At 67.5% G+C, this 23,029-nt stretch carries 23 protein-coding genes and 1 tRNA gene; 6 read left to right on the top strand and 18 right to left on the bottom strand.

The genetic code is table 11. The features are described from left to right. Positions 1-144: 144 nt before the first annotated feature. The gene (locus LGN17_RS08970) at positions 145-1,386 is read right to left on the bottom strand and encodes an MFS transporter (RefSeq protein ID WP_226196007.1); all 1,242 of its coding nucleotides are present in this window, start codon (positions 1,384-1,386) and stop codon (positions 145-147) included. 139 nt (positions 1,387-1,525) lie between these two features. On the opposite strand from LGN17_RS08970, the gene LGN17_RS08965 reads away from it, so the two are divergent. Next, on the top strand, positions 1,526-2,398 hold the full coding sequence (locus LGN17_RS08965) for a LysR family transcriptional regulator (RefSeq protein ID WP_175968954.1): 873 nt from the start codon (positions 1,526-1,528) through the stop codon (positions 2,396-2,398). Positions 2,399-2,567: 169 nt separating this feature from the next. Here LGN17_RS08965 and LGN17_RS08960 read toward each other — a convergent pair. Beyond that, a tRNA-Leu gene (locus LGN17_RS08960) sits at positions 2,568-2,652 on the bottom strand. 146 nt (positions 2,653-2,798) lie between these two features. Here LGN17_RS08960 and LGN17_RS08955 point away from each other — a divergent pair. Then, on the top strand, positions 2,799-4,124 hold the full coding sequence (locus LGN17_RS08955; RefSeq protein ID WP_226196005.1) for a protein kinase: 1,326 nt from the start codon (positions 2,799-2,801) through the stop codon (positions 4,122-4,124). A gap of 51 nt (positions 4,125-4,175) precedes the next feature. Here LGN17_RS08955 and LGN17_RS08950 read toward each other — a convergent pair whose 3' ends face one another. The 7 genes from LGN17_RS08950 to LGN17_RS08920 form a co-directional block, all read right to left on the bottom strand. Then, positions 4,176-4,805: a LysE family translocator gene (locus LGN17_RS08950; protein WP_226196003.1), complete on the bottom strand. Its 630-nt coding sequence runs from the start codon at positions 4,803-4,805 to the stop codon at positions 4,176-4,178. Between the two features lie 98 nt (positions 4,806-4,903). Then, entirely contained in the window at positions 4,904-5,077 is a 174-nt protein-coding gene (locus tag LGN17_RS08945) for a hypothetical protein (RefSeq protein WP_226196002.1), read from the bottom strand. A gap of 31 nt (positions 5,078-5,108) precedes the next feature. Further along, entirely contained in the window at positions 5,109-5,555 is a 447-nt protein-coding gene (locus LGN17_RS08940; protein WP_226196000.1) for a copper chaperone PCu(A)C, read from the bottom strand. Between the two features lie 257 nt (positions 5,556-5,812). Then, positions 5,813-6,190 carry a DUF2946 domain-containing protein gene (locus LGN17_RS08935; protein ID WP_226195998.1) on the bottom strand — a complete coding sequence of 126 codons (378 nt, stop codon included), beginning with the start codon at positions 6,188-6,190 and terminating at the stop codon, positions 5,813-5,815. Between the two features lie 92 nt (positions 6,191-6,282). Next, entirely contained in the window at positions 6,283-6,777 is a 495-nt protein-coding gene (locus tag LGN17_RS08930; RefSeq protein ID WP_226195996.1) for an SRPBCC family protein, read from the bottom strand. A 52-nt stretch (positions 6,778-6,829) separates the two neighbouring features. Continuing rightward, positions 6,830-7,132 carry a 2Fe-2S iron-sulfur cluster-binding protein gene (locus tag LGN17_RS08925; protein ID WP_089426933.1) on the bottom strand — a complete coding sequence of 101 codons (303 nt, stop codon included), beginning with the start codon at positions 7,130-7,132 and terminating at the stop codon, positions 6,830-6,832. A gap of 88 nt (positions 7,133-7,220) precedes the next feature. Beyond that, positions 7,221-9,125 (bottom strand): sigma-54-dependent Fis family transcriptional regulator, encoded by a 1,905-nt coding sequence (locus tag LGN17_RS08920; RefSeq protein WP_226195994.1) that lies wholly within the window; start codon positions 9,123-9,125, stop codon positions 7,221-7,223. Positions 9,126-9,464: 339 nt separating this feature from the next. Here LGN17_RS08920 and LGN17_RS08915 point away from each other — a divergent pair, with 339 nt between their 5' ends. Together LGN17_RS08915 and LGN17_RS08910 are read left to right on the top strand one after the other, a co-directional pair. After that, a complete protein-coding gene (locus LGN17_RS08915; protein ID WP_264165889.1) occupies positions 9,465-9,740 on the top strand; it encodes a DUF2964 domain-containing protein in 276 nt (91 codons plus the stop codon). A gap of 240 nt (positions 9,741-9,980) precedes the next feature. After that, positions 9,981-10,268, top strand: a complete 288-nt coding sequence (locus LGN17_RS08910; protein ID WP_011354308.1) for a DUF1488 domain-containing protein — start codon at positions 9,981-9,983, stop codon at positions 10,266-10,268. Positions 10,269-10,768: 500 nt separating this feature from the next. Here LGN17_RS08910 and LGN17_RS08905 read toward each other — a convergent pair whose 3' ends face one another. Next, positions 10,769-12,070, bottom strand: coding sequence for an NCS2 family permease (locus tag LGN17_RS08905; protein WP_226195991.1), 1,302 nt, complete (start codon positions 12,068-12,070; stop codon positions 10,769-10,771). Between the two features lie 805 nt (positions 12,071-12,875). On the opposite strand from LGN17_RS08905, the gene LGN17_RS08900 reads away from it, so the two are divergent. Next, positions 12,876-13,154 carry a hypothetical protein gene (locus LGN17_RS08900; RefSeq protein ID WP_006480752.1) on the top strand — a complete coding sequence of 93 codons (279 nt, stop codon included), beginning with the start codon at positions 12,876-12,878 and terminating at the stop codon, positions 13,152-13,154. A gap of 160 nt (positions 13,155-13,314) precedes the next feature. On the opposite strand, the gene LGN17_RS08895 is transcribed toward LGN17_RS08900, so the two are convergent. The 6 genes from LGN17_RS08895 to LGN17_RS08870 all read right to left on the bottom strand — a co-directional run bounded on the left by LGN17_RS08895 (position 13,315) and on the right by LGN17_RS08870 (position 18,683). Beyond that, the gene (locus LGN17_RS08895; RefSeq protein ID WP_226195983.1) at positions 13,315-13,689 is read right to left on the bottom strand and encodes a DUF2917 domain-containing protein; all 375 of its coding nucleotides are present in this window, start codon (positions 13,687-13,689) and stop codon (positions 13,315-13,317) included. A gap of 326 nt (positions 13,690-14,015) precedes the next feature. Next, positions 14,016-14,393 carry a DUF2917 domain-containing protein gene (locus tag LGN17_RS08890; protein WP_226195981.1) on the bottom strand — a complete coding sequence of 126 codons (378 nt, stop codon included), beginning with the start codon at positions 14,391-14,393 and terminating at the stop codon, positions 14,016-14,018. A gap of 251 nt (positions 14,394-14,644) precedes the next feature. Further along, a complete protein-coding gene (locus LGN17_RS08885; protein ID WP_124456604.1) occupies positions 14,645-14,932 on the bottom strand; it encodes a hypothetical protein in 288 nt (95 codons plus the stop codon). 78 nt (positions 14,933-15,010) lie between these two features. Then, the gene (locus tag LGN17_RS08880; protein WP_226195973.1) at positions 15,011-15,916 is read right to left on the bottom strand and encodes a metal-dependent hydrolase; all 906 of its coding nucleotides are present in this window, start codon (positions 15,914-15,916) and stop codon (positions 15,011-15,013) included. 30 nt (positions 15,917-15,946) lie between these two features. Beyond that, positions 15,947-17,734, bottom strand: a complete 1,788-nt coding sequence (locus LGN17_RS08875) for an SDR family oxidoreductase (protein ID WP_226195971.1) — start codon at positions 17,732-17,734, stop codon at positions 15,947-15,949. A 52-nt stretch (positions 17,735-17,786) separates the two neighbouring features. Further along, complete coding sequence (locus LGN17_RS08870; RefSeq protein ID WP_226195968.1) at positions 17,787-18,683, bottom strand: M24 family metallopeptidase; 897 nt, start codon at positions 18,681-18,683, stop codon at positions 17,787-17,789. A 621-nt stretch (positions 18,684-19,304) separates the two neighbouring features. Here LGN17_RS08870 and LGN17_RS08865 point away from each other — a divergent pair. After that, positions 19,305-20,582: a haloacid dehalogenase-like hydrolase gene (locus tag LGN17_RS08865; protein WP_226195966.1), complete on the top strand. Its 1,278-nt coding sequence runs from the start codon at positions 19,305-19,307 to the stop codon at positions 20,580-20,582. A 59-nt stretch (positions 20,583-20,641) separates the two neighbouring features. Here LGN17_RS08865 and LGN17_RS08860 read toward each other — a convergent pair whose 3' ends face one another. Further along, a complete protein-coding gene (locus LGN17_RS08860; protein ID WP_226195965.1) occupies positions 20,642-21,415 on the bottom strand; it encodes a slipin family protein in 774 nt (257 codons plus the stop codon). Beyond that, a complete protein-coding gene (locus tag LGN17_RS08855) occupies positions 21,412-22,974 on the bottom strand; it encodes an NfeD family protein (protein ID WP_226195962.1) in 1,563 nt (520 codons plus the stop codon). The genes LGN17_RS08860 and LGN17_RS08855 overlap by 4 nt, the downstream gene beginning before the upstream one ends. Between the last annotated feature and the right edge of the window lie 55 nt (positions 22,975-23,029).

Genomic DNA, 23,029 nt, shown 5'->3' with positions numbered 1-23,029 from the left:
GAGCTCGCGCTCGGCCGGAGAAGGGCGGATGCGCAGACGCGCCGCACGATGCTCAAGCCGACGACTCCGTCGGTTGTGCCGACGCAGAACGTGCTCGAATCCGGCGGCGATTGACTGGAAAACGCGGGGTGCCCGCCGCGTCCGTTACGCGCGGGCCAATCGCCGCGCAGCCATCAGTCCGAGGACGAGCAACACCGCGACATACGCGGCGACGCTTGCCCACGCGCCGTGCTGCCAGAACGACCCGCCGACCGAGCCGAGCACGCTCGATCCGAGATAGTACGCGAGCAGGTACAGCGAGGCAGCGTGCCCCTTCGCGGATCCCGCGAGGTAGCCGACCCAGCCGCTCGCCACCGCATGGGCGACGAAGAAGCCGATCGTGACGAGCACGATGCCGACGACGATCGCAGCGAGCGAGTGCGACAGCGTCAGCGCGAGGCCCGCCGCGAATACGAGAATGCCGCCGACAAGCACCGGTGCGCGCCCGAGACGGTCGGCGAGCGCGCCGGCGCTCGATGACGACACCATCCCGAACAGGTAGGCGCCGAAGATCAGGCCGCACTCGGTCGAGCTCAGGTTGAAAGGGGCCGCCGTGAGCCGGAACCCCGCGTAGTTGTAGATCGTCACGAACGCGCCCATCACCAGGAAGCCGATCGCGAACACGAACGGGAGCCGGGCATGATGCAGTTGCGCGTTCCACAGCCGAAGATGATGACGCAACGTCAGATCGGTGCGCTTCACGAAGCGCCGCGATTGCGGCAGCAGCATCACGAAGGCAATGGCCGCGACGAGATCGATGACGCCGATCGTCAGCATCGCCGTCCGCCACGAGAAATGTTCTTCCAGTGCGCTCATGCCGATCCGACCGATCATGCCGCCGAACGCGGTCCCGCCGACATAGAGACCCATCGAGAAACCGAGCCCCTCGGACGCGATTTCTTCCGCGAGATAGGCCATCGCGACCGCCGGGACACCGCCCAGCGCGAAACCTTCGAGCGCACGCCAGGCCAGCAGCAGGTTCCAGTTGGGCGACAGCGCGGCGAGCACATTGAACAGCGCGGCCAGCGTCATCGACGCGAACATCAGCCCGCGGCGTCCGACGCGTTCGGACAGTGCGCCGGCGCACAGGATGGAGACCGCCAGCATCCCGGTCGACAGCGACAGCGAGAGCGAACTCGATGCCGCGCCCAGCCGGAACTCCCGTGCGAACGCGGGAAGCAGCGGCTGGACGCAGTACAGCAGCGAGAAGGTGGAAAAACCGGCAAGGAACAGCGCCAGCGCGATGCGCTTGTACGCGGCCGAGCGCGGGGACACGCCTGCAGGCAGCGCATCGGACGCGGCGTTCTGCGGGCCGGGCGTGGATCGGGAAATCGAAGCGGAGGACATGAGTGCACTCGATGTGCGACGGAATGCCTGAATTCTTGCGCACCGTCATGTATATGTCCAATATATGAAAGAAACCGTAGCGATATGTTTTACCACTGGCTGAAGAGCCGGTCCGGCTCACCGTGAGGTCACCTGGCGAATGGAACTCCGACATCTCCGATACTTTCTGGCCGTGGCGGCCACGTCGAATTTCACCAAGGCTGCCGAAACGCTCGGCATCGGGCAGCCGCCGTTGAGCCAGCAGATCAAGGCGCTCGAGAGCGAACTCGGCGTGGAACTGTTCAAGCGGACCGCGCGCGGTGCCGAGCTGACGCTGGCGGGCGAGGTCTTCGCGGAAGAGGCGCGCCGCGTGCTCGACGATGCCGAGCGGGCGGCGCGGGCGGCAAGGCGGGCCGCACGCGGGGAAACCGGGCATCTGCGGGTGGGCTTCACCGGGACGGCGGCGTTCAATTCGAAAGTGTCGGATCTGATCCGCCGCTTCAGGGAGGCGTTTCCGGAGGCCGAGCTGACGTTGCAGGAGGCGACGTCGCGCGTCCTGCTGGAGGCGCTGGACGCCGGGCATCTCGACGTCGCGATCGTGCGGCCGGAACGCCGTGCCGCCGCGACGTTGCGGGTGTCGGACTGGGACGAGGAACCGATGTTCGTCGCGCTGCCCGTGGCGCACCGGCTGGCGCGGCGTCGCCGCATCGATCTGGCCGAGCTGGCCGACGAGTCGTTCGTGCAGGTGCCGCGGGAAGCCGGCAGCGCGCTGTTCGACGACATCGTCGCCGCATGCAACGCCGCCGGATTCGAGCCGCGGATGGCGCAACCCGCACCGCAAATCGCGTCCGCGGTGACGCTGGTCGCTGCCGGGCTCGGCGTGTCTGTCGTGCCGAAGGCGATTACGCAGGTGCAGGTTGCCGGTGTCGTCTATCGGCCGTTCGCCGGTAATGCGCTTCGTGCAAGGCTGGCCATTGCGTCGCGATGCGACGAGCCGTCGGCGGTCGTTCGCAATTTTCTGTTGCTGGCCTAGCGGGGTGCGCCGAGATGCTGGCGGAGGATCCGTCCCGCGCTTGAATCTCCCGGTGCGCGCCGGGCTTGCATCGGTATCGTTTCGTCGAACGCGATAAAAACAAAAAACCCGCGAGGCCATGCGCTGTCGCGGGTTTTTGAAAATGCTGGAAACGCGGAGAAACCGCATCTGGTGCCGACGGCGAGACTCGAACTCGCACAGCTTTCGCCACTACCCCCTCAAGATAGCGTGTCTACCAATTTCACCACGTCGGCACTGCACTGCAAGGGGCGCAATTCTAGCGCCACATTGCGCGTTTGTGAAGGGGGTATGACAGGGTTGCGGTGTGCGCGAAAGCGATCCCGGTAGAATTCGGACGATCGGTCCGACGACCATCGCTACTGCCACCCGCTTTCTCCCCGTGACTACCACCCTCGAACAACTGCAGGCCGGACAACTGTCGGGCGCCCGGCAACTCAAGCTCGCGTGCGGGCTGACCGAGTTTCCGCGCGAGATTTTCGATCTGGCCGATACGCTCGAAGTGCTCGACCTGTCCGGTAACGCACTCGCCGCGCTGCCGGACGACTTGCCGCGGCTGCATCGCCTGCGCATCCTGTTCGCGTCCGGCAACCGCTTCACCGCCTTCCCCGACGTGCTCGGCGCGTGCGCTCAACTCGACATGATCGGCTTCAAGGCGAACCGGATCCGCACGGTGCCGCGCGGATCGCTGCCGCGTGCGCTGCGCTGGCTGATCCTGACCGACAACGAAATCGACGCGCTACCCGCCGGGATCGGCGACTGCTCGCGATTGCAGAAGCTGATGCTCGCGGGCAACCGGCTGCGCACGCTGCCTGCCGAAATGGCCGCGTGCCGTGCGCTCGAACTGGTGCGCCTGTCGGCGAACCGGCTGGACCAGCTGCCCGACTGGTTGCCGCGCCTGCCGCGCCTCGCGTGGCTCGCATACTCCGGCAATCCGTTCAGCGCCGCGCCGGAAGCCGCGGCGTCGGCCGGGCCGGAGGTCGCGGACGTCGACTGGGCGTCGCTCTCATGTGAACAGAAGCTGGGCGAAGGGGCGTCGGGCGTCATTTACCGCGCGCAATGGCGCGCGGACCATCATGCGTCGCGAGCGGTCGCGGTCAAGCTGTTCAAGGGCGCGGTGACGAGCGACGGGCTGCCCGACTGTGAAATGGCCGCATGCCTGCATGCCGGCCGCCACCCGAACGTGATCCCGGTGATCGGCAAGGTGCGCGGTCATCCGGACGGTACGCACGGGCTCGTGATGGAACTGGTCGATCCGGCGCTCGCGAACCTTGCCGGGCCGCCGAGCTTTGCAACCTGCACGCGCGACGTGTATGCGGCCGACGCGCGATTCGAGCCGGAAGAGGCCGTGCGGATCGCGCACGGCATCGCATCGGCCGCACGCCATCTGCATGCGCGCGGCATCATGCATGGCGACCTGTATGCGCACAACATCCTGCACGACGGCGAGGGCGCTGCGCTGCTGGGCGACTTCGGTGCGGCATCGTTCTACGACACGAGCGACGTACGGCATGGCGCCCGGCTCGAACGGCTGGAAGTTCGCGCGTTCGGCCATCTGCTCGGCGAATTGCTCGCACATTGCGCACCGCACACGCGGGCCGGGGTGCGTGAGCTGGAAGCGCTCGCGGCGGCTTGCGTGAGCGAGGAGATCGACACCCGGCCGTCGTTCGACGAGATCGTGGACGCGCTGGCCGCGTGGAAGGTCTGAAGGGAATGAGCTGCCTGCCGGGCGGTCCGTCGACTGACGTGCGTACGCTTGTTAAACCTGCCGCGCGGTCAGCAGCTTGATCCCGAGCCCGACGAACAGCAGCCCGCTGGCGCGCTTGAGCGCACGCACCGCGCGGCTCATGCCGAAGCCGCGATGGAAGCGGCGCACGCCGGCCGAATAGACGCAGTGAACGACCACGACGGTGCCCGCGATCGTCGCGTACATCACGACGAACTGCAGCGCGAGCGGGCGGTCGTGCACGATGAACTGCGGCATGAACGCCGACAGGAAGATCATCGTCTTCGGATTGCTGCCCGATACGAACAGCGCTTCGCGGAACAATTTCCTGCGGTCGGGCACGGCGATCTCCGCCGCTCCGGCCGAAGCGGCGGCCTTGCGGTCGCCGCGCAGTTGCCGGACACCGACGAACATCAGGTACGCGGCGCCGACCACTTTCATCGCGACGAACAGCGGCGGCATCGCGGCCAGCACCGCGCCGACGCCGAGCGCGACGAGTACCACGACCACGCCTTGCGCCGCGAGGTTGCCCGCGATCGTCGCGGCCGTGCCGCGCGAGCCGTAGCGCACCGTGTTGCGAATGACGAGCAGCACGTTGGGCCCCGGCGACAGCGTCGTGGCGAGATAGGCTGCGGCAAACAGCATCCAGGTCTGAATGGACATGCGGCGCTCCAGGAGGCGGTTCCGGCGGTCGGGATGAAGCGATGATGCCACGCCAATAAGTGACGCAGGCTCGCGCCGGAACCGTGCCGTCGTGCGCGTCAGCTTGCGTCGCGCATGCAGTACGCGGGGGGCGACGGCGGCGTATCGATCGCGGCGGGCCGCGTCATCCACGCGATCCACCCGGCCCAGATCCCGCAGACGATCATCACGGCGACGTTCAGCGGCGTCCGGTAGCGGACGATCAGGTCGGCCAGCGGCAGGCGATGTTTCATGTGCATCTCCTTCGATCGAGGGTGGGTGGCGTTACTGGCCGGAGTAGTTCGGCGCCTTGGCGTCGCAGGTCACGGACACCGTCGAGCCGTCCGCGAGATGCAGCCGGAACGGCACCTTCGCGCCGGGCGCGACGGCTTCGCGCGGTTGTTCCAGCATCACGTGATAGCTCTTCGGCTTGAAGGTCACCGTGCCGTGCGCGGGCACTTCGACCGTGTCGACGTGAACCATCTTCGCGGTGCTGCCGTTCGTCTGCGTTTCGTGCAGCATGGCCATCCCGTATGCGGGCGTGTCGAGGCCCGTCAGCGTGACGGGCGCGTCGCCGTCGTTCTTCAGCGTGAAATAGCCGGACGACGGCACGGTTGCCGGCATCGCGCGGATCCAGCAGTTTTCTGCCTGTACGGCCGGCGCGGCGAACGTGGCGGGAGCTTGCAGTGCCAGCAGCGCGAACAGCAGGCCGGTCGGAATCGAGCGTTTCATGGTTGGTTATCCTTATGGAAGGAAGCAGAGGGTAAGAGGGGCGACGCGGCCGGCGCGAACGTGCGCGACCGGACATTCGCCTGCGAGCAAATGCCGGCGCGACAGTGCGAACCGGAGGCAGCCAGCCGCGCGCACGGCACGACGCCGCGCGCAATACGGTGAGACATGATCGTCCTTCGAAACGTGACACGTCGCGCACGCCGGGGGCGTGCGCGAACCACGCGATGCGCGACGGCATCACGAGCGTTGACGACGGATCAGGACGCGATCGGAGGGGCGCGCGGCTGTGCGGCCGTGAGCGGCAACGCGCGGCGCAGGCTTTCGAAGCGGGTCGCTTCGCGGTGCTGAATGACGTGCGCGTTGGCCGCAAACGTCAGTTCGGGCGCGGGCAGTGCCGGTGTGTGAGCCAGGAGGCTGCAATAGCCGCATGCCTGGAGGTGGGCCTGCAGGCTTTTCTGCGACGAGTCGGCGGCGCGCTCGCCGGTGGCCGGCGCGGCCGTGCAGTAGCCGGCCAGCAGCGTATCGACGCGCTGCTGCGTCGTCAGTGCCTGCGAGATCGTCGGCGCGAGCACCGACATCAGGATGGCGAGCATCCCGATCAGACTGCCGATCTTCCGGAGGCGACGACTCAGCATGCGATGCGCGGCGGCGGGTGGACGACGATGGAGCGGATTATGCCACGCACGTCGATTCGCATGTCGGTGCGGACCTGCGGCGTGGCGGCGCGCTACGCGTGCTTCGTCAGGTATTTCGTGATCAGCGCCATCTGCGCGGCCCAGCCCTGATCGTTCATCTCGCGCGCCTTCGCGCGGCGCGTATCGATCAACTGGTCGAAGCCCGTTTCGGTGACCGTGAGCAGCGTGCCGCCGGCCTGTGCGGCGAGTGCGAACGTGACGAGCGTCATCGGCTCGGACGTGTAGTCATAATTCGGGTCGATCGCGAACGGGTGCCAGCGAAACGAAAACACTTGCTTCGGCTCGAGGCGGTCGACGACGATCTCGAACACCGTGCCCGCATAGGGCTCTTGCGCCTTGGCGACGTCGTCGTCGACGCGTGTCGGCGTAATGCGGCCGAACAGCGGCTGGCCGGCCGCGAACGGCCCGTCGAACGTGACGCCGAACCACTGGCCGAATTCGCCGGAATTGCTGACGGCTTCCCACACGCGGTCGGGCGATGCGTTGAGCACCGCCTGTTTTTCGATGCGATCGGATTGCTGGGTCATGACGTTCTCCACACAGGATCAACTTTCGCTGGGCGGCACGCGTGAACCGTCCCTAGTCGAGCATGACCGCGTCGGGCACGTCGAGCACGAGGTCCGACGTCGCGACGGCCACGCACGGCAGCGTATAGCCGTCGGCCTTTTCCTCGCGGCTCAGCCCCGGCCATTCGATCGTGTAGCGTACGCTGCCGCTGACGATCCGGCAAAGGCAGCTTCGGCACGTGCCGTTGCGGCACGAACGCGGCAGCGACACGTGCGCGAACGCGGCGGCTTCGAGCAGCGTGAGCGAATCGGGCGCGTCGAAGGTCGCGCCGAGCGGCTCGATGCGCACGAGGGGGAGGTGTTCCGGATCGGTCATGGCGGAGGCGGAGGCGGGCGGCGGTTCGGCGACAACGCGCCAAGCATACCCGAACGTGCGGGCGGCCGGCGCCGGCCGGCCGCTGGCGTCAATGCCGGCGCAGGTGCCGGTACACGGTATTGCGGGCGAGCCCGAGTTCGCGCGCGGCGGCCGACACGTTGCCGCCATGTCGCGCGAGCACGGCATCGATCACCGCGGCCTGATGGCTTTGCAGCGTCGTTCCTTCGCGCGTGCCGGCCGATGCGGCCGGCAACGTGGCGGCCGGCGCAGCCGGTGCGTCGTCGCAGTCGAGCCAGAAATCGTCGGGCAAATGGGCGAGCGTGATTTCCGCTTCGTCTTCGGCGAGCATGCCGGCCGTGCGCAGCACGTTGGTCATCTGGCGCAGGTTGCCGGGCCAGCGATGGCGCGCGAACGCGTCGAGCACGTCGGCCGCGATGCGGCGCGGCATCGGTTCGCTGCGCGCGAGCCGCGCGAGAATCCGCTCGACGAGCGCGGGCAGGTCGGTGCGTGCGGCAAGCGCCGGCAGCGTGACCGCGAGCCCGTTGATCCGGTAGAACAGGTCTTCGCGGAACGTGCCTTCCGCGATCATCGCGCGCAGGTCGCGATGGGTCGCGCAGACCACGCGCACGTCGACCGGCACCGCGCGCGCACCGCCGAGCGGCATCACCGCGCGTTCCTGCAGCACGCGCATCAGCCGGACCTGCTGCGCGAGCGGCATGTCGCCGATTTCGTCGAGAAACAGCGTGCCGCCGTCGGCCTGCACGATCTTGCCGGGGCTGCCGCGCTTGCGCGCGCCGGTGAACGCGCCGTCTTCGTAGCCGAACAGCTCGGCCTCGATCAGCGAATCGGGCAGCGCTGCGCAGTTGACCGCGACGAACGGGCCGTCCGCGCGCGGCGATGCCTGGTGCAGCGCGCGGGCGAGCCATTCCTTGCCGGTGCCGGTCTGGCCGAGGATCAGCAGCGGCAGGTCGCGCCCGCGGATCTTCGCGACACGCTCGAGCACGGCGGCCATGCGCGCGTCGCCGGTGTCGAGCGTCGCGAACGTGATCGAGTCGGGGTCCGGCGTGCGCACGCGCGCGGCGGGCGCGGGCGGCGTGACGGCGACGGTGGTCTTGTGTGCTTCCGCGAATTCGCAGCGCGCCAGCACGCGTACGCCGGTCGACAGCGTGAGGCGGAACATCGCACCGGGCGCGCGTGCCGCCTGCTGTGCGAGCTGGCCGAAGCGCAGGCCGAACAGCGCGTCGCTGGCCTGGTGTTGCAGTGCGTCGAACGATGCGCCGAGCTGGAATTGCGCGCTGCGGTTCGCGGCGATCAGCCCGCCGTCGGGGCCGAATGCGACGAGCCCGGCGAACAGCGAATCGACGCATTCCTCGTGCGCATGAAAGCGCAGCCGCAAGGCTTCCGAGCACTGGTTCGCGAACAGGTGGTTCTCGATCAGTTGCGCGGACATCCGCACGAGCGCGAGCGTATGCGGGCTCGAGCCGCGCGGATCGCCGCTGACGTCGAGCGTGCCGAGCGTGCGGCCGAACGGGTCGAAGATCGGTGCGCACGAGCAGGTGAGGATGTGGTTGGCGCGCAGGAAGTGTTCGGAGCCGTGCACCGCGACGGCCTGGCCCGATGCGAGCGCGGTGCCGATCGCGTTGGTGCCGCGCGCGCCTTCCGCCCACGAGACGCCGGTACACAGCGCGACGCGGTTGGCTTTCTCGATGAAGTCCGCGTCGCCGATGCTGTGCAGGATCACGCCGTCGGCGTCTGTCAGCAGCACGAGGCTTTGCGTGTCGGCGATTTGCGCGTGGAGGTTCTCCATCACCGGGCGGGCGTGCGAGAACAGCGTGTGGTTCGTGTCGAGCAATTCGCGCAGCGCGATGTGCGACAGTGGCGAGAAATCCGGGCGTTCGTGCGCGCGCAGGCCGACTGCGGTCGAACGCGCATGCGCCTGCGCGAGCAGGTCGTTGCGACCCGCGGTGGCGGGCAGCACGAAGTGTTGCGGCATGACTTGTCTCCTGTCGGCAGCAGTTAGCGCTTCAGCGCTTACTGATGCCCCATGCTTCGCGGTCGGCAGCAGTTAGCGCTTCAGCGCTTACTGATGCCCCATGCTTCGCGGTCGGCCCCAGCGAGCGCTTGAGCGTCTACTTGGGCACCCTGCTTCTCGAAATTGACGGTCTCCCGGCGCACGCACACGCGCCGAAACACCCCCACGGATTCCCGTCGCCACGTGCGGCGCACCATCGGTGCGCGAACGGCAACCATCCGGGTACGCATCATCATACAAGCGTCGCGTACGCCGCGCGACCGCGAACAAAATCCCCTTGCTTTTAAATGCCCGCCTGCAATGATGGAAATGGAGCACGCACGCGCCGTGTTCCGCATTGCAACATGCATGCGACGCGACATGCATCCGTTCGGGAGACGCATCATGGTTCGGACGGAACTGAGGGTCGTGCTGGCGGCCATCGCCACTTTCATCATGCTGGGCGGCATCGCCGTGGCGATCCACGGGCTGCTGTTCGATCTGACCGATGCGGTGCGATACGGGGCGGCCGCGATTGCGGTGGGCGCCGCGACGGCTGCAATCGCGCTCAACGTCTGGCCGACCGATCCTCACTGACGCCGGTTTCCGAAACGGTGCCGGATGCCGCGCTGATCAGATGAAATGCGCGTCGGAACGACGCACGCCGTAAAATTTGTCTCCTGCGCGAAACCGTCTAAAGTGGAAAGCAACCGGCATGCATTGTCCGCGCCTATCCCCGCGGGCCGTGCCTCCGCCGGCGAGCCCGCGTACACTTCGTCCGGCCGGTAGCGGACGACGGACGCGGTCATTCGTTTTCTACCGGTCGAGGCGGCTCCCATGCAGATCCATTTCACGAACGAGAAACCTGAGTATTCGGGGCGTGACCTGATGCTTGCGTTCACGGCGTTGGTCAATGGCGAGCGCGTCCAATGCCAGATCACCGCCGAGGCGCTGGAAGATCATTTCGGCGCGGCATCGCCGCGCTTCGAGGACATGGTCGGCGCATTCGACCAGCATCGCGACCGTATCGAGGCGGCCGCTCGGCGCCTGCTGTCGGAGACGCGCGCGCAGTGCGTGACGCTGCGCAGCGGCTACGTCCGTTTCTACGAGGCCAACTGGCGCTGATGACACGACGCTCGTCTTGCGGCGCGCATCGCCGAGCGTTGCGCACGCGAAGGCGTTGCCCCTCACGCGATGCCGTTCGGCGGGGCCGGGCGGCATTTTCGTATGCGGGCCGCACCGGATTGCTGCTGCACCGGGCCGGCTGCTGGTGTGCCGCCACGAACCGGCATCTCGATTCGTCAGGATCGCAGAGAAAATCATTCGAATTCCGACGCAATGAAAAGAGGGCGCCGCACGTGGAGAATCGTTCGGGATGGGGAAAGGCGCGCCGTCTGCCGGCAGGCGCATGGTTGCTCGCAGCCGGCATGTCGATGGCCGACGGGGCGACTCGATCGGATGACGACGCGATCGGTCGGGGCGCGCCAGGTGAAGTCGACATCGTCGCGGCGCGGGGTCGCGTCGCGACACCGTAGTCCGCGCGGACGAGGCGGCACGGCACGTACAACAAAAACGCCACCCGAAGGTGGCGTTTTTTCATCATGCATCGCGCCGAAGCGCCGCCGTCACTCGCTGCCGAGATAGAAGAAGCGGAACAGGAACACGGCCGCGATGATCCACACGATCGGCTTGACCGAGCGGGCCTGGCCCGTCAGCAGCTTGAGGCCGCCGTACGCGATGAAGCCGAACGCGACACCGTTCGCGATCGAGTACGTGAACGGCATCAGCAGCGCGGTCAGCGCGGCCGGCACGGCTTCCGTCGCATCGTCCCACGGCACCTCGACCATCTCGCGCAGCATCAGGCACGACACGTACAGCAGCGCCGGTGCCGTTGCATAGGCCGGTACGACGCCGGCGAGCGGCGCGATGAACAGGCACGCGAGGAACAGCACCGCGACGGTGATCGCCGTCACGCCCGTGCGGCCGCCGGCCTGCACGCCCGACGCGCTTTCGATGTACGCGGTGGTCGACGACGTGCCGAGCACCGAGCCCGCGACGATCGCCGTGCTGTCGGCGAGCAGCGCCTTGTTCAGGCGGTTCATCTTGCCTTCGACGAGCAGGCCCGCGCGGTTCGCGACACCCATCAGCGTGCCCGTCGCGTCGAACAGCTCGACGAGGAAGAACACGAGGATCACGTTGATGATGCCGGTCGACAGGGCGGCGCGGATGTCGAGCTTGAACAGCGTCGCGTCGATCGACGGCGGTGCCGAGAACACGCCGTGGAACTGGTTGTCGCCGAAGAAGAACGACAGGATCGTGACGCCGATGATGCCGATCAGGATTGCGCCGCGCACGCGCAGGTGGTCGAGCGTGACGATCGTGAAGAAGCCGACGATCGCGAGGATCGTGTCGTGCTTGTGCAGGTCGCCCAGCGTGACGAGCGTGGCCGGGTTGCCGACGATCACGCCCGAGGTCTTCAGCGAGATGATGCCGAGGAACAGGCCGATACCCGCGGTGATTGAGATCCGCAGCGATTTCGGAATGCCGTTGACGATCGCCTCGCGCACGCGGAACAGCGTGACGAGCAGGAACAGGCAGCCGGAGATGAACACCGCGCCGAGCGCGGCCTGCCACGTGAAGCCCATCCCCTTGACGACCGTATACGCGAAATACGCGTTCAGGCCCATGCCGGGCGCACACGCGATCGGGTAGTTCGCGTACAGCCCCATGATGAGCGACGCCAGCGCCGCGACGAGGCAGGTCGCGACGAACACGGATTCCTTCGGCATGCCGGCATCGCCGAGGATCGCGGGGTTGACGAAGATGATGTAAGCCATCGTCAGGAACGTGGTGACGCCCGCGAGTATTTCGGTGCGGAAGTCGGTGCCGGCTTCAGCGAAGCCGAAATACCGCTTGATGGATTCCATGAAGGCGTTTCTCCGGTCGGGTTGTCGTGTTGCTTGTTGTGCCGAATTGTTGTACAGGCAGTGCGCGGCGGGCTTACTGTAACCAGCCACTATTGCCCGGCTATCGGCGGATTGTAATAGCGCGGATAGCTCGGACGATATAGTTGGAGGGCACGATCGAAAGATCGATCGGCTGCCTGCGCGCGAACGGTCAGGCAGCCCGGCCGCGCGACGAAGGCGCGCATTTTACCGGTTCGGGCGGAACGAGCCGGAAGAAATGGCTGAAGCGGGAGGGGATGCGCGAACGACGCCGGCCGATGCGCGCGCAACGGCATGCACGGCGACACGCGCGGCGTATCGCGCGGGAGGGGACGGGTGCGGGATGACATCCGGTTGAAACGGAGCGCCTGCCTAATGCACGCACGCACGCACGCAGGCGGGGCGGGCGGCGCGTGCGCGGGAACGCACGTGCTCGGCCGGTACGAATGCCCGGCCGCGGCGTGCGGCGGCCATTCGTCAGTCCAGGCGGTTGCAGATATCGGGCTATCGTGCGCCGAAGCCGTCCCGCCCGCAACTGTCATATCGTGATGCGGGAGCGACTGTGGTTTCTGTGTAAAAGATTGCAAGACCCCATCGCATAAACCGGCAAGTCTTTCTAGGATAGATACACCGCACATGCACACGCCGGTCGGTAATTGCCGACGCGGGGGAGTCGCAGTCCGTGCAGGCCGGGCGGTGAGGTGCGGTCAAGGCCGTTGCGTGTTCGGGCAGGCACGGCCGCTTGCGATTGCCCGATGCGGGTTCGTCCGTAATCACGGAGGTCAGCATGTTGAACTGGATCAGCCGTTGGGCGATGCGACACGCCCCGACGCCGGAAAAAACCGCTGCGTCGATGCTCGTGACGGCGCGCATGGAATTGTTCGCTGCCGAACAGCGCGTCATCGATGCGAAATTACAAGCGGATTACTGGCGTACACGTGTGTCATTCCTCGAGGAGGTGCAGAAGCAGGGCATCGATCCGTGGGTGACCTCGCAGGCAGCGCAACGTCCCGACCTCGATTCCACTCCCCGGAGCACGGGCCCGCGTCTCGCCGCCAGCACCTGATGCACCTGCTGCATCCCGTCGCTGCGCACGGCGCGCGATCGCGCGCGGCACGCACCGGCGTGCCGCGTCATTCGATGCGCACCTGCGGCGCGTTACGCCGCGGGTGCGTCCATTTCCGGTCGCGGCCGTTCCGCGCTTCGCGTGCCTGACGGCGCGTCACTCATCCGCTCGTTCTCCCTGCCCCGAAGAGCAAACGTAGCACTTGCGCGAGCGTGCGCCTGAAGTGCTCGCCGCGACGCACGTATGCGGTCGTGAGCGTCGCTTCCGCCGACCGGCCGGCATCGGTGCCGAGCCAGATGCGCTCGCCGCGTGCGATGCGCAGCACGTCGCCGGGCTGCACCCAATAGTCGTCGACGCTCGGCGGGCGCGTGACCCACAGCGCCGCGCCATGCGCGCGGAGCTCCGCGTCCTGCGGCGCGCGCCACGTCAGCGTCGTACGCGGCGCGACCGCGAAACGGATCACGACAGTCGGTAACGCGATCGTGCCGGCGCGGCACCGATCGGGACAGTCAAACAGCGGGCTTGCCTGGTCCATCGTCTGCTCCATTCAGTGAGCCGGATGGATGACGCGCACCAGAACAAAAAGGCCTCATCCGTTTCCGGTGAGGCCTGGTGTGACATGCGGTACTGCTCGATTGCTAACGCACACGCGCCTCCCGTGAACCATTCTTTCGAATGTTCATCGAGAAGTGAATCGCGACGGCGATGAGCGTATACGTAGGCATGCGAACGAGTTTGTCTGCGTGAAACGACGTTGTCAACGATAATTTTCGAGATAGTCGAGCGCGATGCATCGACGTGCGCGCCGCGCATCGCGTGACGCCGCTGCATCTCCGTAGCGAGTGCGCAGCAGCGCTTTCGTCATGTACGACTTCGACATCGCTCGCGCAGCAAGCTGCGCATTCGCGCGAGCGCATGCGCCAGCCACGCGCCGCGTCGCATCGCGTAGGCGGTCGTGATCGATGCTTCGGCCGGACGGTCGTCGTCGGTGCTCATCCAGATGCGATCGCCGCGCCGCACGCGCAGCACGTCGCCGGTTCGGATCCAGTAATCGTCGACGCTGCCGAGCCGCGTGACCCACAGCGTCGCGTCGTGCACGCGGATCTCGGCATCGTTTTGCGCGCACCATGTCAGCGTCTTGCGCGGCGCGACCGTGAATTGCATCACGACCCGCGGCAGTGCGATCGCATCGGTGCGGCACCGATCGGGGCAGACAACCAGCCGGCTTGCTTGGTCCATCGTCATCTCCATCCGTTGAGCCGGGCGGGATGACGCGCACCCAAACAAAAAGGCCTCATCCGTTTCCGGCGAGGCCTTGTGACATGCACAACTGAATCTCGATGCTAACGCACAAGCGCCTCCGGTGATCGCCGCGGGTGGGCGTTCACTCGGTTTTTATGCGCGATGGCGGCGGGCTTGAGCGTAGGCATGCGAACGAGTGTGTCGTGGCAGCGCAGCAATGTCAACGGAAATTTAGAGATACGTGGCGGTCACGCGTCGCGTTGCGCGAGCCCGTTCACGAGCAGCTCGGACAGCAGGCCCGTCATCCCTTCCGGGTGCGTGGCCGCGCGGGCCTTGAGCTGTTCGACGAGTTCGGCGTTGAGCTTGCAGGCGAACGGCACGAGGCCCTGTTCCTGGTCGAGCTTGCGCTGCGCGCGGCGGTCGAGCTTGACCGCTTCTTCGGCACCCTTGCCGAAACGCGCGGAGCCGGACTGCTTCATCGCGTGCGTCAGCTTGAGCGCCTTGTTCTTTTCGAGATCGGTTTTCTTCATGGCCATCGCGGCACCTCCGGGAAATGAAGCCGCGATTGTACGCATTTCGGCGGGCGCCGCCCGCCGAACCGGCAGGAAACCCGTTCAGGCGCCCTTCGTCGTGCCCCAGTTGCCGCCGTGCGCGGCCGCCTGCGCGGCCGGCGAGCGGGCGAGGTAGGCGAGCGCCTGTTCGGTCGAGCCTTCGTGGTGCGGCGTATAGCTCGGCTTGAAATAGCGCAGCGCCGCGCCGATCACCTTCCAGAACGACGGCAGGTGCCCGCGCCGCGAGCCGTGCCGCCACGCGAGCACGAACCCCGGGTAGCGGCCGGCGGCCGGGTCGCGCCGGTACATGAACTTCGCGCCCGTCGTGATGTAGTAGAGCAGCAGCAGGATCACGAACGCCATGTGCACGCAGCGCTCCGGATAGGTGCCGCCCATGTGCCGGTAGATGTCGAACGCGACCGTGCGGTGCTCGACTTCCTCCGCACCGTGCCAGCGCAGCAAGTCGACCATCGTCGGGTCGGCCTTTCCTTCGTCGAGCCCGTGCGCGTTGAGCACCCAGTTGCCGAGATAGCCGAAGAAATGCTCGAGCGACGCGATCACCGCGAGCTGCTGGCGCAGCCAGAAACGCGTGTGACCGATCTTCAGCCCGAGCGGCTGTTCGCCGAGCACGCGCGTGAAGAGGCGGTTGAGCTTCTGCGTGAACGGCTTCGTGTCGATCCCGTGCCGGTCGTAGTAGTGCTTGAGCACGCCGCCGTGCGAACGCGAATGCACGGCTTCCTGCCGCAGGAAGCCTTCGGCCTCGTCACGCAGGCGCGCATCGGTGATCAGCGGCAATGCCTTGTTGTACACGCGGCAGAACCACAGCTCGCCTTCCGGGAACAGCAGGTTCAGCGTGTTGATGATGTGCGTGCTGCCCGGGTCGTTCGGCACCCAGGTGATCGGCGTGTCGCTGAAGTCGAACTTCACGTGCCGGGCCTTGATCTTGTGATAGTCGGCGGTATCGGTCATCTGTGTCTCCCTGTGCGGCGTCGTGCGCCGTCAATGCGATGCCATGCTGACGCGGGCGATCATCCGGCCGAGCCACGGCATGAAGCGGCCGACGAAGCGCATCGCGTGCGCCTCGCCGCCGACCGCGACGACGGGGCGGTTGCGCAGCACGCCGTCGACCATTGCCTGCGCAACGGTTTCGGGTTTCAGGCCGCGCATCTGGTACAGCTTCGTCGCGCGCTTGCGCAGCCGCGCTTCGTCCTGTGCATTGGCGCCCGCGTATTGCGTCGACGCCATGATGCCGGTCTCCGCGAAGCCGGGGCACACGGCCGTCACGCCGATGCCTTGCGCCGCAAGTTCCGCGCGCATGCATTCGCTGAGCATCAGCACGGCGGCCTTCGTCGTCGCATACGCGGGCAGGTCGCGCGACGGACCGAACGCGGCGGCCGATGCGGTGTTGACGATGTGGCCGCCGGTGCCGCGCGCGGCCATCTGCCGCGCGAACAGACGCGAGCCGTGGATCACGCCCCACAGGTTCACGTGCAGGATGCGTTCCCAGTGGCGCGTGCTCGTGTCGAGGATGCCGCCGGCCATGCCGATGCCCGCGTTGTTGATCACGACGTCCGTGCCGCCGAGTTCGCTGCCGACCCACGTCGCCAGCGCTTCCATTTCGTCGGCGGACCCGACATCGACGCGCTTCGCGTGCGCTTGCGCGCCGGTCAACCCGATCAGCAGCGCGGTGCGTTCGGCGCTCGCGAGATCGATGTCGCACGCAACGATCGTCGCGCCTTCGCGGGCGAACGCGAGCGCCGCGCAGCGGCCGATGCCGCTGCCCGCGCCGGTCACCACCGCGACCTTGCCGCTGAAGCGGCCGCTTGTTGCGCGGCGGCGTGCCTTCGCGAGCGCGGGCGGTTCGTTGCCCGATTCGACCGCGTCGATCAGTTGCCCGGCGAGATCCGCGAAGCGTGCCGGATCGGCGAGCGGCAGCCAGTGGCCGGCCGCGACCTCGCGGCGGTAGTACTGCGGCACCCAGCGCGACAGGTTCTCGGACAGCGCGGGGCTCACGTATTTGTCGCCGAGCGGCACGATCGTCTGCACCGGCGCATGCGCGTAGCGTTCGCGCGGCGTGAACAGGCAGCGGATGAAGTTCGCGCGATAGAGGCGTACGCCGCGCGCGCCGTCGTCGGCCTGCGTCGGGCGCGGCGCGGCAGGCGTTTTCTCGAGCCGGCGCAGCAGGCGCGGCCACGCGCGGCCGAGCCACAGCCGCCAGCCGAGCTCGGGGATGAACGGCAGGTGGAACAGGTACACGTACCACGAGCGCACGAGCTGGCCGCCGAGCTTGGCGAGCGACGCCGGTGTCGGGTGCAGCACGCGCTCGCGCAGCCAGAAGCCGACGTGGTCGAGGCACGGCCCCGAGCACGACGTGTACGACGCGATGCGGCCGGCCAGGCGCGAATCGGTGACGAACTCCCAGCCCTGGATCGAGCCCCAGTCGTGCGCGATCAGGTGCACGGCGCGGCCGGGGCAGAGCGCGTCGATCACCGCGACGAAGTCGTCGGTCAGCTTCGCGAGGTGGTAGTCGGCCGTGCGCGTCGGCACGCCGGACAGGCCCGCACCGCGCACGTCGTACGCAATCACGTAGTGCTTGCGCGCGAGCAGCGGCGCGACGTGCTGCCAGACGCTGCTGTCGTCGGGATAGCCGTGCACGAGCACGACCGGCGAGCGGGCCGGGTCGCCCCAGGTCCTGACCGCGAGCGTCAGGTCGCCCGAGGCGACCGCCGTTTCGCTATGAACCGATTCGAACAGGGCCAGCGGCGCTTCGTCGGAAAGAGGCTGCATCGTGAGTCCGTCGTTCAGGGATTCGGGAGGAAGGGCGCGTTCGCGTCGGGCGTCAGGCGGCGGCCGGCACGGTCGCGACGGCCTGCATACGCTCGGCCTGGCGGCGCTGCCAGCGGCGCACGTGCGGCAGGTCTTCGTCGAGCCAGTACGCGTCGTCGTCGGTGATCACGAGCAGCTCTTCGAATTTCGCGCCGACGCCGGCGAAGCCGAGGTGCGGCTCGACCGCCCACAGGCCCGGCACGGGCGCATGCTCGGAGCGGCGGTCGATCGACCACAGCGGCGACCAGCCTTGCCGTTTCGCCGCGCGGCCCTGGTCCAGCAGCAGGTTGCGCGTCGCGTTCAGCCCGAAGCGCGCGACGAAGCGCGGCTTCGACAGCTTGTGGATCTTCGCGACGCGATGCGCGAGCACCTTGAACGGATAGGCCTTGTGGCGCGGCTCGACACCCTGGCGGCGGCACAGCCCGTCGACCTCCTGCGCGACCTCGGCCATCGACCGGCGCTCCTTCACGAGCCGCACGATCATGTCGCGGTGGTCCATCAGGTCGTCCTGCAACTGTTCGAGGATCGGGTTGTGGCCGAGGCAGTGCGCGTAGCCGACGTCGGCGACGATGCCGTCGAGCACCGGCGCGACGTCGAGGATCACCGGCATGTCGGTCTCGAGCTGCCGGTTGCTCGGGAAGAAAGCGAGATTGAAGCCGCCCATGTGCTTGAGGCCCGAGAAGCCCTCGAATGCGGTGCGATCGCCGAACCACGCGAACGGCTTGTGCAGCCAGTCATGCACGCCGTTGTCCTGCAGCCATTCGGTCAGCAGGCGCGCGGCTTCCTTTTCGGTGATGCCGGGGTAGAGCATTGCGCCGACCGTTTCGACGCAGCGGTACGCCAGCTGCTGGACCGCGCGGAATTGGGGCAGCTCGTCGAGGTGGACTTCCGGCAGCGGATGGTCGGTCATGATGCGTCTCCCTATGTCGGCCGGAGTGGGCGCGGCAGCGCTTGTCGACCGGTGTTGGTGCTTCGGCACTGACGCCGGTCCCGCGCAAAGCGCGCTCCGGTCCGGTGCAAAGCGGGGTGCTGATCCGGAATGCATCCGCCGGTGTTCCCGGTGCGAATTATTCAGCCAGCATTTAATGTGCCATTGAATGATGTAACGATAATAGCTGGTTCGGCGTGGCGCGCCAGCCTCCGGGGGTGAGGATTTGTCCTAATGAAGGGCCGAAATGGAGGGGAGACTCTAGATTTCCTGAGGTCCTGGCCGGACGGCCGCAGGCGCGCACGCGCACGGATCGGGGTGCCGGTCGGAGGTGGTCGGACAGGCGGGCCCAGCGTTGACCCGGATGGCCGCGCGTGCGGCCGCCTTGCGACGGCCCGGCATGTCGCGCCGGATCAAGTCCCCGTCGTGTCGCGATGTGACGTTGTCAAATTGCCGAAATAATTTCGTCACATCATTCGCCCCCGGTTCGAAGCCGCCCCGGCTTCGCCGCGCCGATGAGCCGCCGGCACGCGGTGCGCCGCGCGGGGTAGCGACCGCAGTCGATTCGAGATTCGACATTCGACATTTCCACGGAGAGAGACCATGCAACGCCGCAAGTTCATGAACACCCTTGTCGCGGCGACCGCCGCGACGTCGCTGATGCTCAAGGCCGGCACGGCCGACGCGAAGCGCGCAACCCCGCCGGATGCGCTGGACCCGGGCCGCTGGTCGCCGTTCAACGCCGCACGCCTGCAGGCGGTACTCGACCAGCATGGCGTCGCGAGCGCGCACTACGACGAAAAGCGCCGCCCGTACGCGGTGTTCGACTGGGACAACACGTGCATCATGAACGACTGCGAAGAGGCGTTGCTGATGTACCAGATCAACCATCTGCAGTACAAGCTGACGCCGGACGAATTCGTCGACGTGATGTGGAAGGACGTGCCGAAGGGCGCGTTCATGAAGGACTACACGACGATCGACGGCAAGCCGGTGACGATGGAAGACCTCGCCGCCGACGTCGAATCCGACTATCGCTGGCTCTACGCGAACTACAAGGGATTCGGCGGCGACAAGAGCCTCGACGAGATTCGCGAGACCGATCAGTTCAAGGATTTCCGCGCGAAGCTGTACTTCATGTACGACGCGATCTGCGATACGCACCCGCTCGAGATCGGCTACAAGTGGATCATCTATTTCTACAAGAACATGACGACCGCCGAGCTGCAGGCGATGGCGGAAGCGTCGAACAACTACGGTATCGGCGACGCGCTGCGCAAGGTCCGCTACGAAAGCCCGAAGACGCTGCCGGGGAAGGCCGGCGTGGTGGCCGACACGCATTTCCACGGCATCCGCATTCATGAGGAAATCCGCGCGGTGATGCACACGCTGCGCGCGAACGGCATCGACGTGTACGTGAGCACCGCGTCGCTCGACGATGTCGTGCGCGTGTTCGCCGGCAATCCGAACTATGGCTACGGCGTGCCGCCCGGGAACGTGATCGGCCTGCGCCTCGACATGCAGGACGGCAAGTACACGAGCACGTATCCGGCCGGCTGGCATTTCAACTGGGGGCCCGGCAAGACGGTGGGCATCCGCAACGTCCTCGAGTCGAAGAAGGGCTACGGCCCGCTGCTTGTGTTCGGCGACAGCGACGGCGACGCGTGGATGCTGCGCGACTTCAAGGACACCGCGGCCGGCGTGATCGTCAACCGGATGAAGAAGGGCGAGATCGGCGCGGACAGCAAGCTCGCGGCCGAGCAGATCGGCAAGCCGGATGCGCGCTTCCTGCTGCAGGGCCGCGACGAGCACACCGGCCTGATGATTCCGGACGAGAAGTCGATCAAGTACGGCAAGACCGAGCGCAAGCTGCTCGCTTGACGTGCGCCGGATGCCGGGCCGTCGCGGCCCGGCGTCGCGCGGGCCGGGAAACGCGCGTCTCAGCGCGCGCGCGGCGGGCCCAACCGATCCAGCAACGCCCCCAGCAGATCGATCGGCAGCGGAAACACGATCGTCGAGTTCTTGTCCGCCGCGATCGTCGTCAGCGTCTGCAGGTAGCGCAGCTGCATCGCCTGGGGTTCCTGCGCGAGCCGCTGCGCAGCCTGCAGCAGTTTCTCCGACGCCTGCAGTTCGCCTTCCGCATGAATCACCTTTGCGCGCCGTTCGCGCTCGGCCTCGGCCTGCCGCGCGATCGCGCGCACCATCGTCTCGTTCAGGTCGACATGCTTGATCTCGACCGTCGACACCTTGATCCCCCATGCATCGGTCTGCGCGTCGAGCGTCTTCTGGATGTCGGCGTTCAGTTGCTCGCGCTCGGCGAGCAGCGCGTCGAGCTCGTGCTTGCCGAGCACCGAACGCAGCGTCGTCTGCGAGAGCTGGCTGGTCGCATCGAAGAAGCGCGCGACTTGGATCACGGCCTTCTCCGGATCGACCACGCGGAAATACACGACCGCATTCACCTTCACCGACACGTTGTCGCGCGTGATCACGTCCTGCGGCGGCACGTCGAACACGACGGTGCGCAGGTCCATCCGCACGGCCTGCTGGACGATCGGGATGATCAGCACGAGCCCCGGCCCCTTCACCTTCCAGAAGCGGCCGAGCATGAACACGACGCCGCGCTCGTACTCGCGGAAGATGCGGATCGACGACGCGACCAGCACGACGAAGAAGACGATCAGGACACTGCTGAAGCCGAACGTATAACCGATCATGACGGGACTCCCTGGTGTTGTTCTTGCGTCGGCACGTCGTACAGCGGGGCGACGGTGAGCAGCAGCCCCTGGCGTCCGGTAACCCGCACGCGGCAACCGGCGGCGAGCGGCACGCTGCTCGCGACGCGCCAGCGCTCGCCGTGCACGCGCGCCCAGCCCGCGGCCGACGGTGCGGGCCCGGCCGCGCCGTGCGGCTGGTCGGCCAGCAGGCCGTCGTCGAGCACTTCGCCGATGCTGCCGACCATCGCCTCGGCGCCCGTCACGACCGGGCGGCGGCGCGCGCGCAGCGCGACGCTCGATACGCCCGCGACGAGCAGCCCGCCGCCGAGCGCGAGGCTCGCGATCACGGGCCACGGAATCCCGTAGCCGGGCACGTCGGTATCGATCAGCATCAGCGCGCCGATCGTGAACGACACGATGCCGCCGAACCCGAGCACGCCGAAGGTCGGCAGGAACGCCTCGGCGACCAGGCAGCCGAGACCGAGCAGCACGAGGCCGAGGCCCGCATAGCTGATCGGCAGCAACTGCATTGCGAACAGCCCGACCAGCAGGCAGATCGTGCCGACGACGCCCGGCAGCACGAAGCCGGGGTTCGCGAACTCGAAGAAGAGGCCGTAGATGCCGATCGTCAGCAGGATCAGCGCGACGTTCGGGTCGGCGATGATCGCCAGGAAGCGGCTGCGCCAGTCGGGCTCGACCACGACGAGCGGCGCATGCGCGGTTGCGAGCCGCACCGTGCCGGCGGTGGTCGTCGCGCTATGGCCGTCGAGCTGGCGAGCGAGGTCGGCCGGGTCCTGTGCGATCAGGTCGATCACATGCTGGGCACGCGCCTCGTTCGCCGACAGGCTCACTGCCTCGCGCACCGCGCGCTCGGCCCATTCGACATTGCGCCCGCGCAACTGCGCGAGGCCGCGGATATAGGCGGAGGCGTCCTGCGTCGCCTTGCGGATCTCGGTCGATTGGGTATCGGTCGGCAGCGCGGCGGCCGCGTCGGACGCCCCCGACGCCCCCGACGCCCCCGGAGTGCCGGCCGGCGCCCGCGGTGCAGCAGGGTTCCCGCCGGGCGGCGCGGCGCCGCCGATGCCGAACTGCACGGGCGACGCCGCGCCGAGATTGGTGCCGGGCGCCATCGCCGCGAAGTGGCTGGCATAGACGATATAGGTGCCCGCGCTTGCGGCCCGCGCGCCGCCCGGCGCGACGAACGCGGCGACCGGCACGGGCGAGCCCAGGATGGCCTTGATGATCTGCCGCATCGACGTGTCGAGGCCGCCGGGCGTGTCGAGCTGCAGGATCGCGAGCGGTGCATGCTGGCGGGCCGCGCGGTCGAGCGAGCGCACGATGAAATCGGCGCTGGCAGGCCCGATCGCGCCGTTGATGGGGATCACGATCACCGGGCGGGCGGCGGGCGCTTCGGCGGGCGATGGCGCGGCGACCGCGGCACACACGACGAGCAGCGCCGCGAACAGCGCGGCGCGCGCGACCCGCGCGGGCAGCGGGTGACGTGGGTGGCCGCCGGACGTGGCAGGCGCCGGCGACGGCCCGTGACGGTGAAAGTGCATCGAGACGTCCGGGCGGCGCGCGGCCGCGTGCCGTCCGGCTGGCGGAAAGGGCGTG

Origin of the sequence: Burkholderia sp. AU30280 (assembly GCF_020420125.1) — a bacterium.
Lineage (GTDB): Bacteria > Pseudomonadota > Gammaproteobacteria > Burkholderiales > Burkholderiaceae > Burkholderia.
The sequence above is the reverse complement of the archived record's forward strand: the minus strand, read 5'-3'. Positions and strand labels throughout refer to the sequence as shown.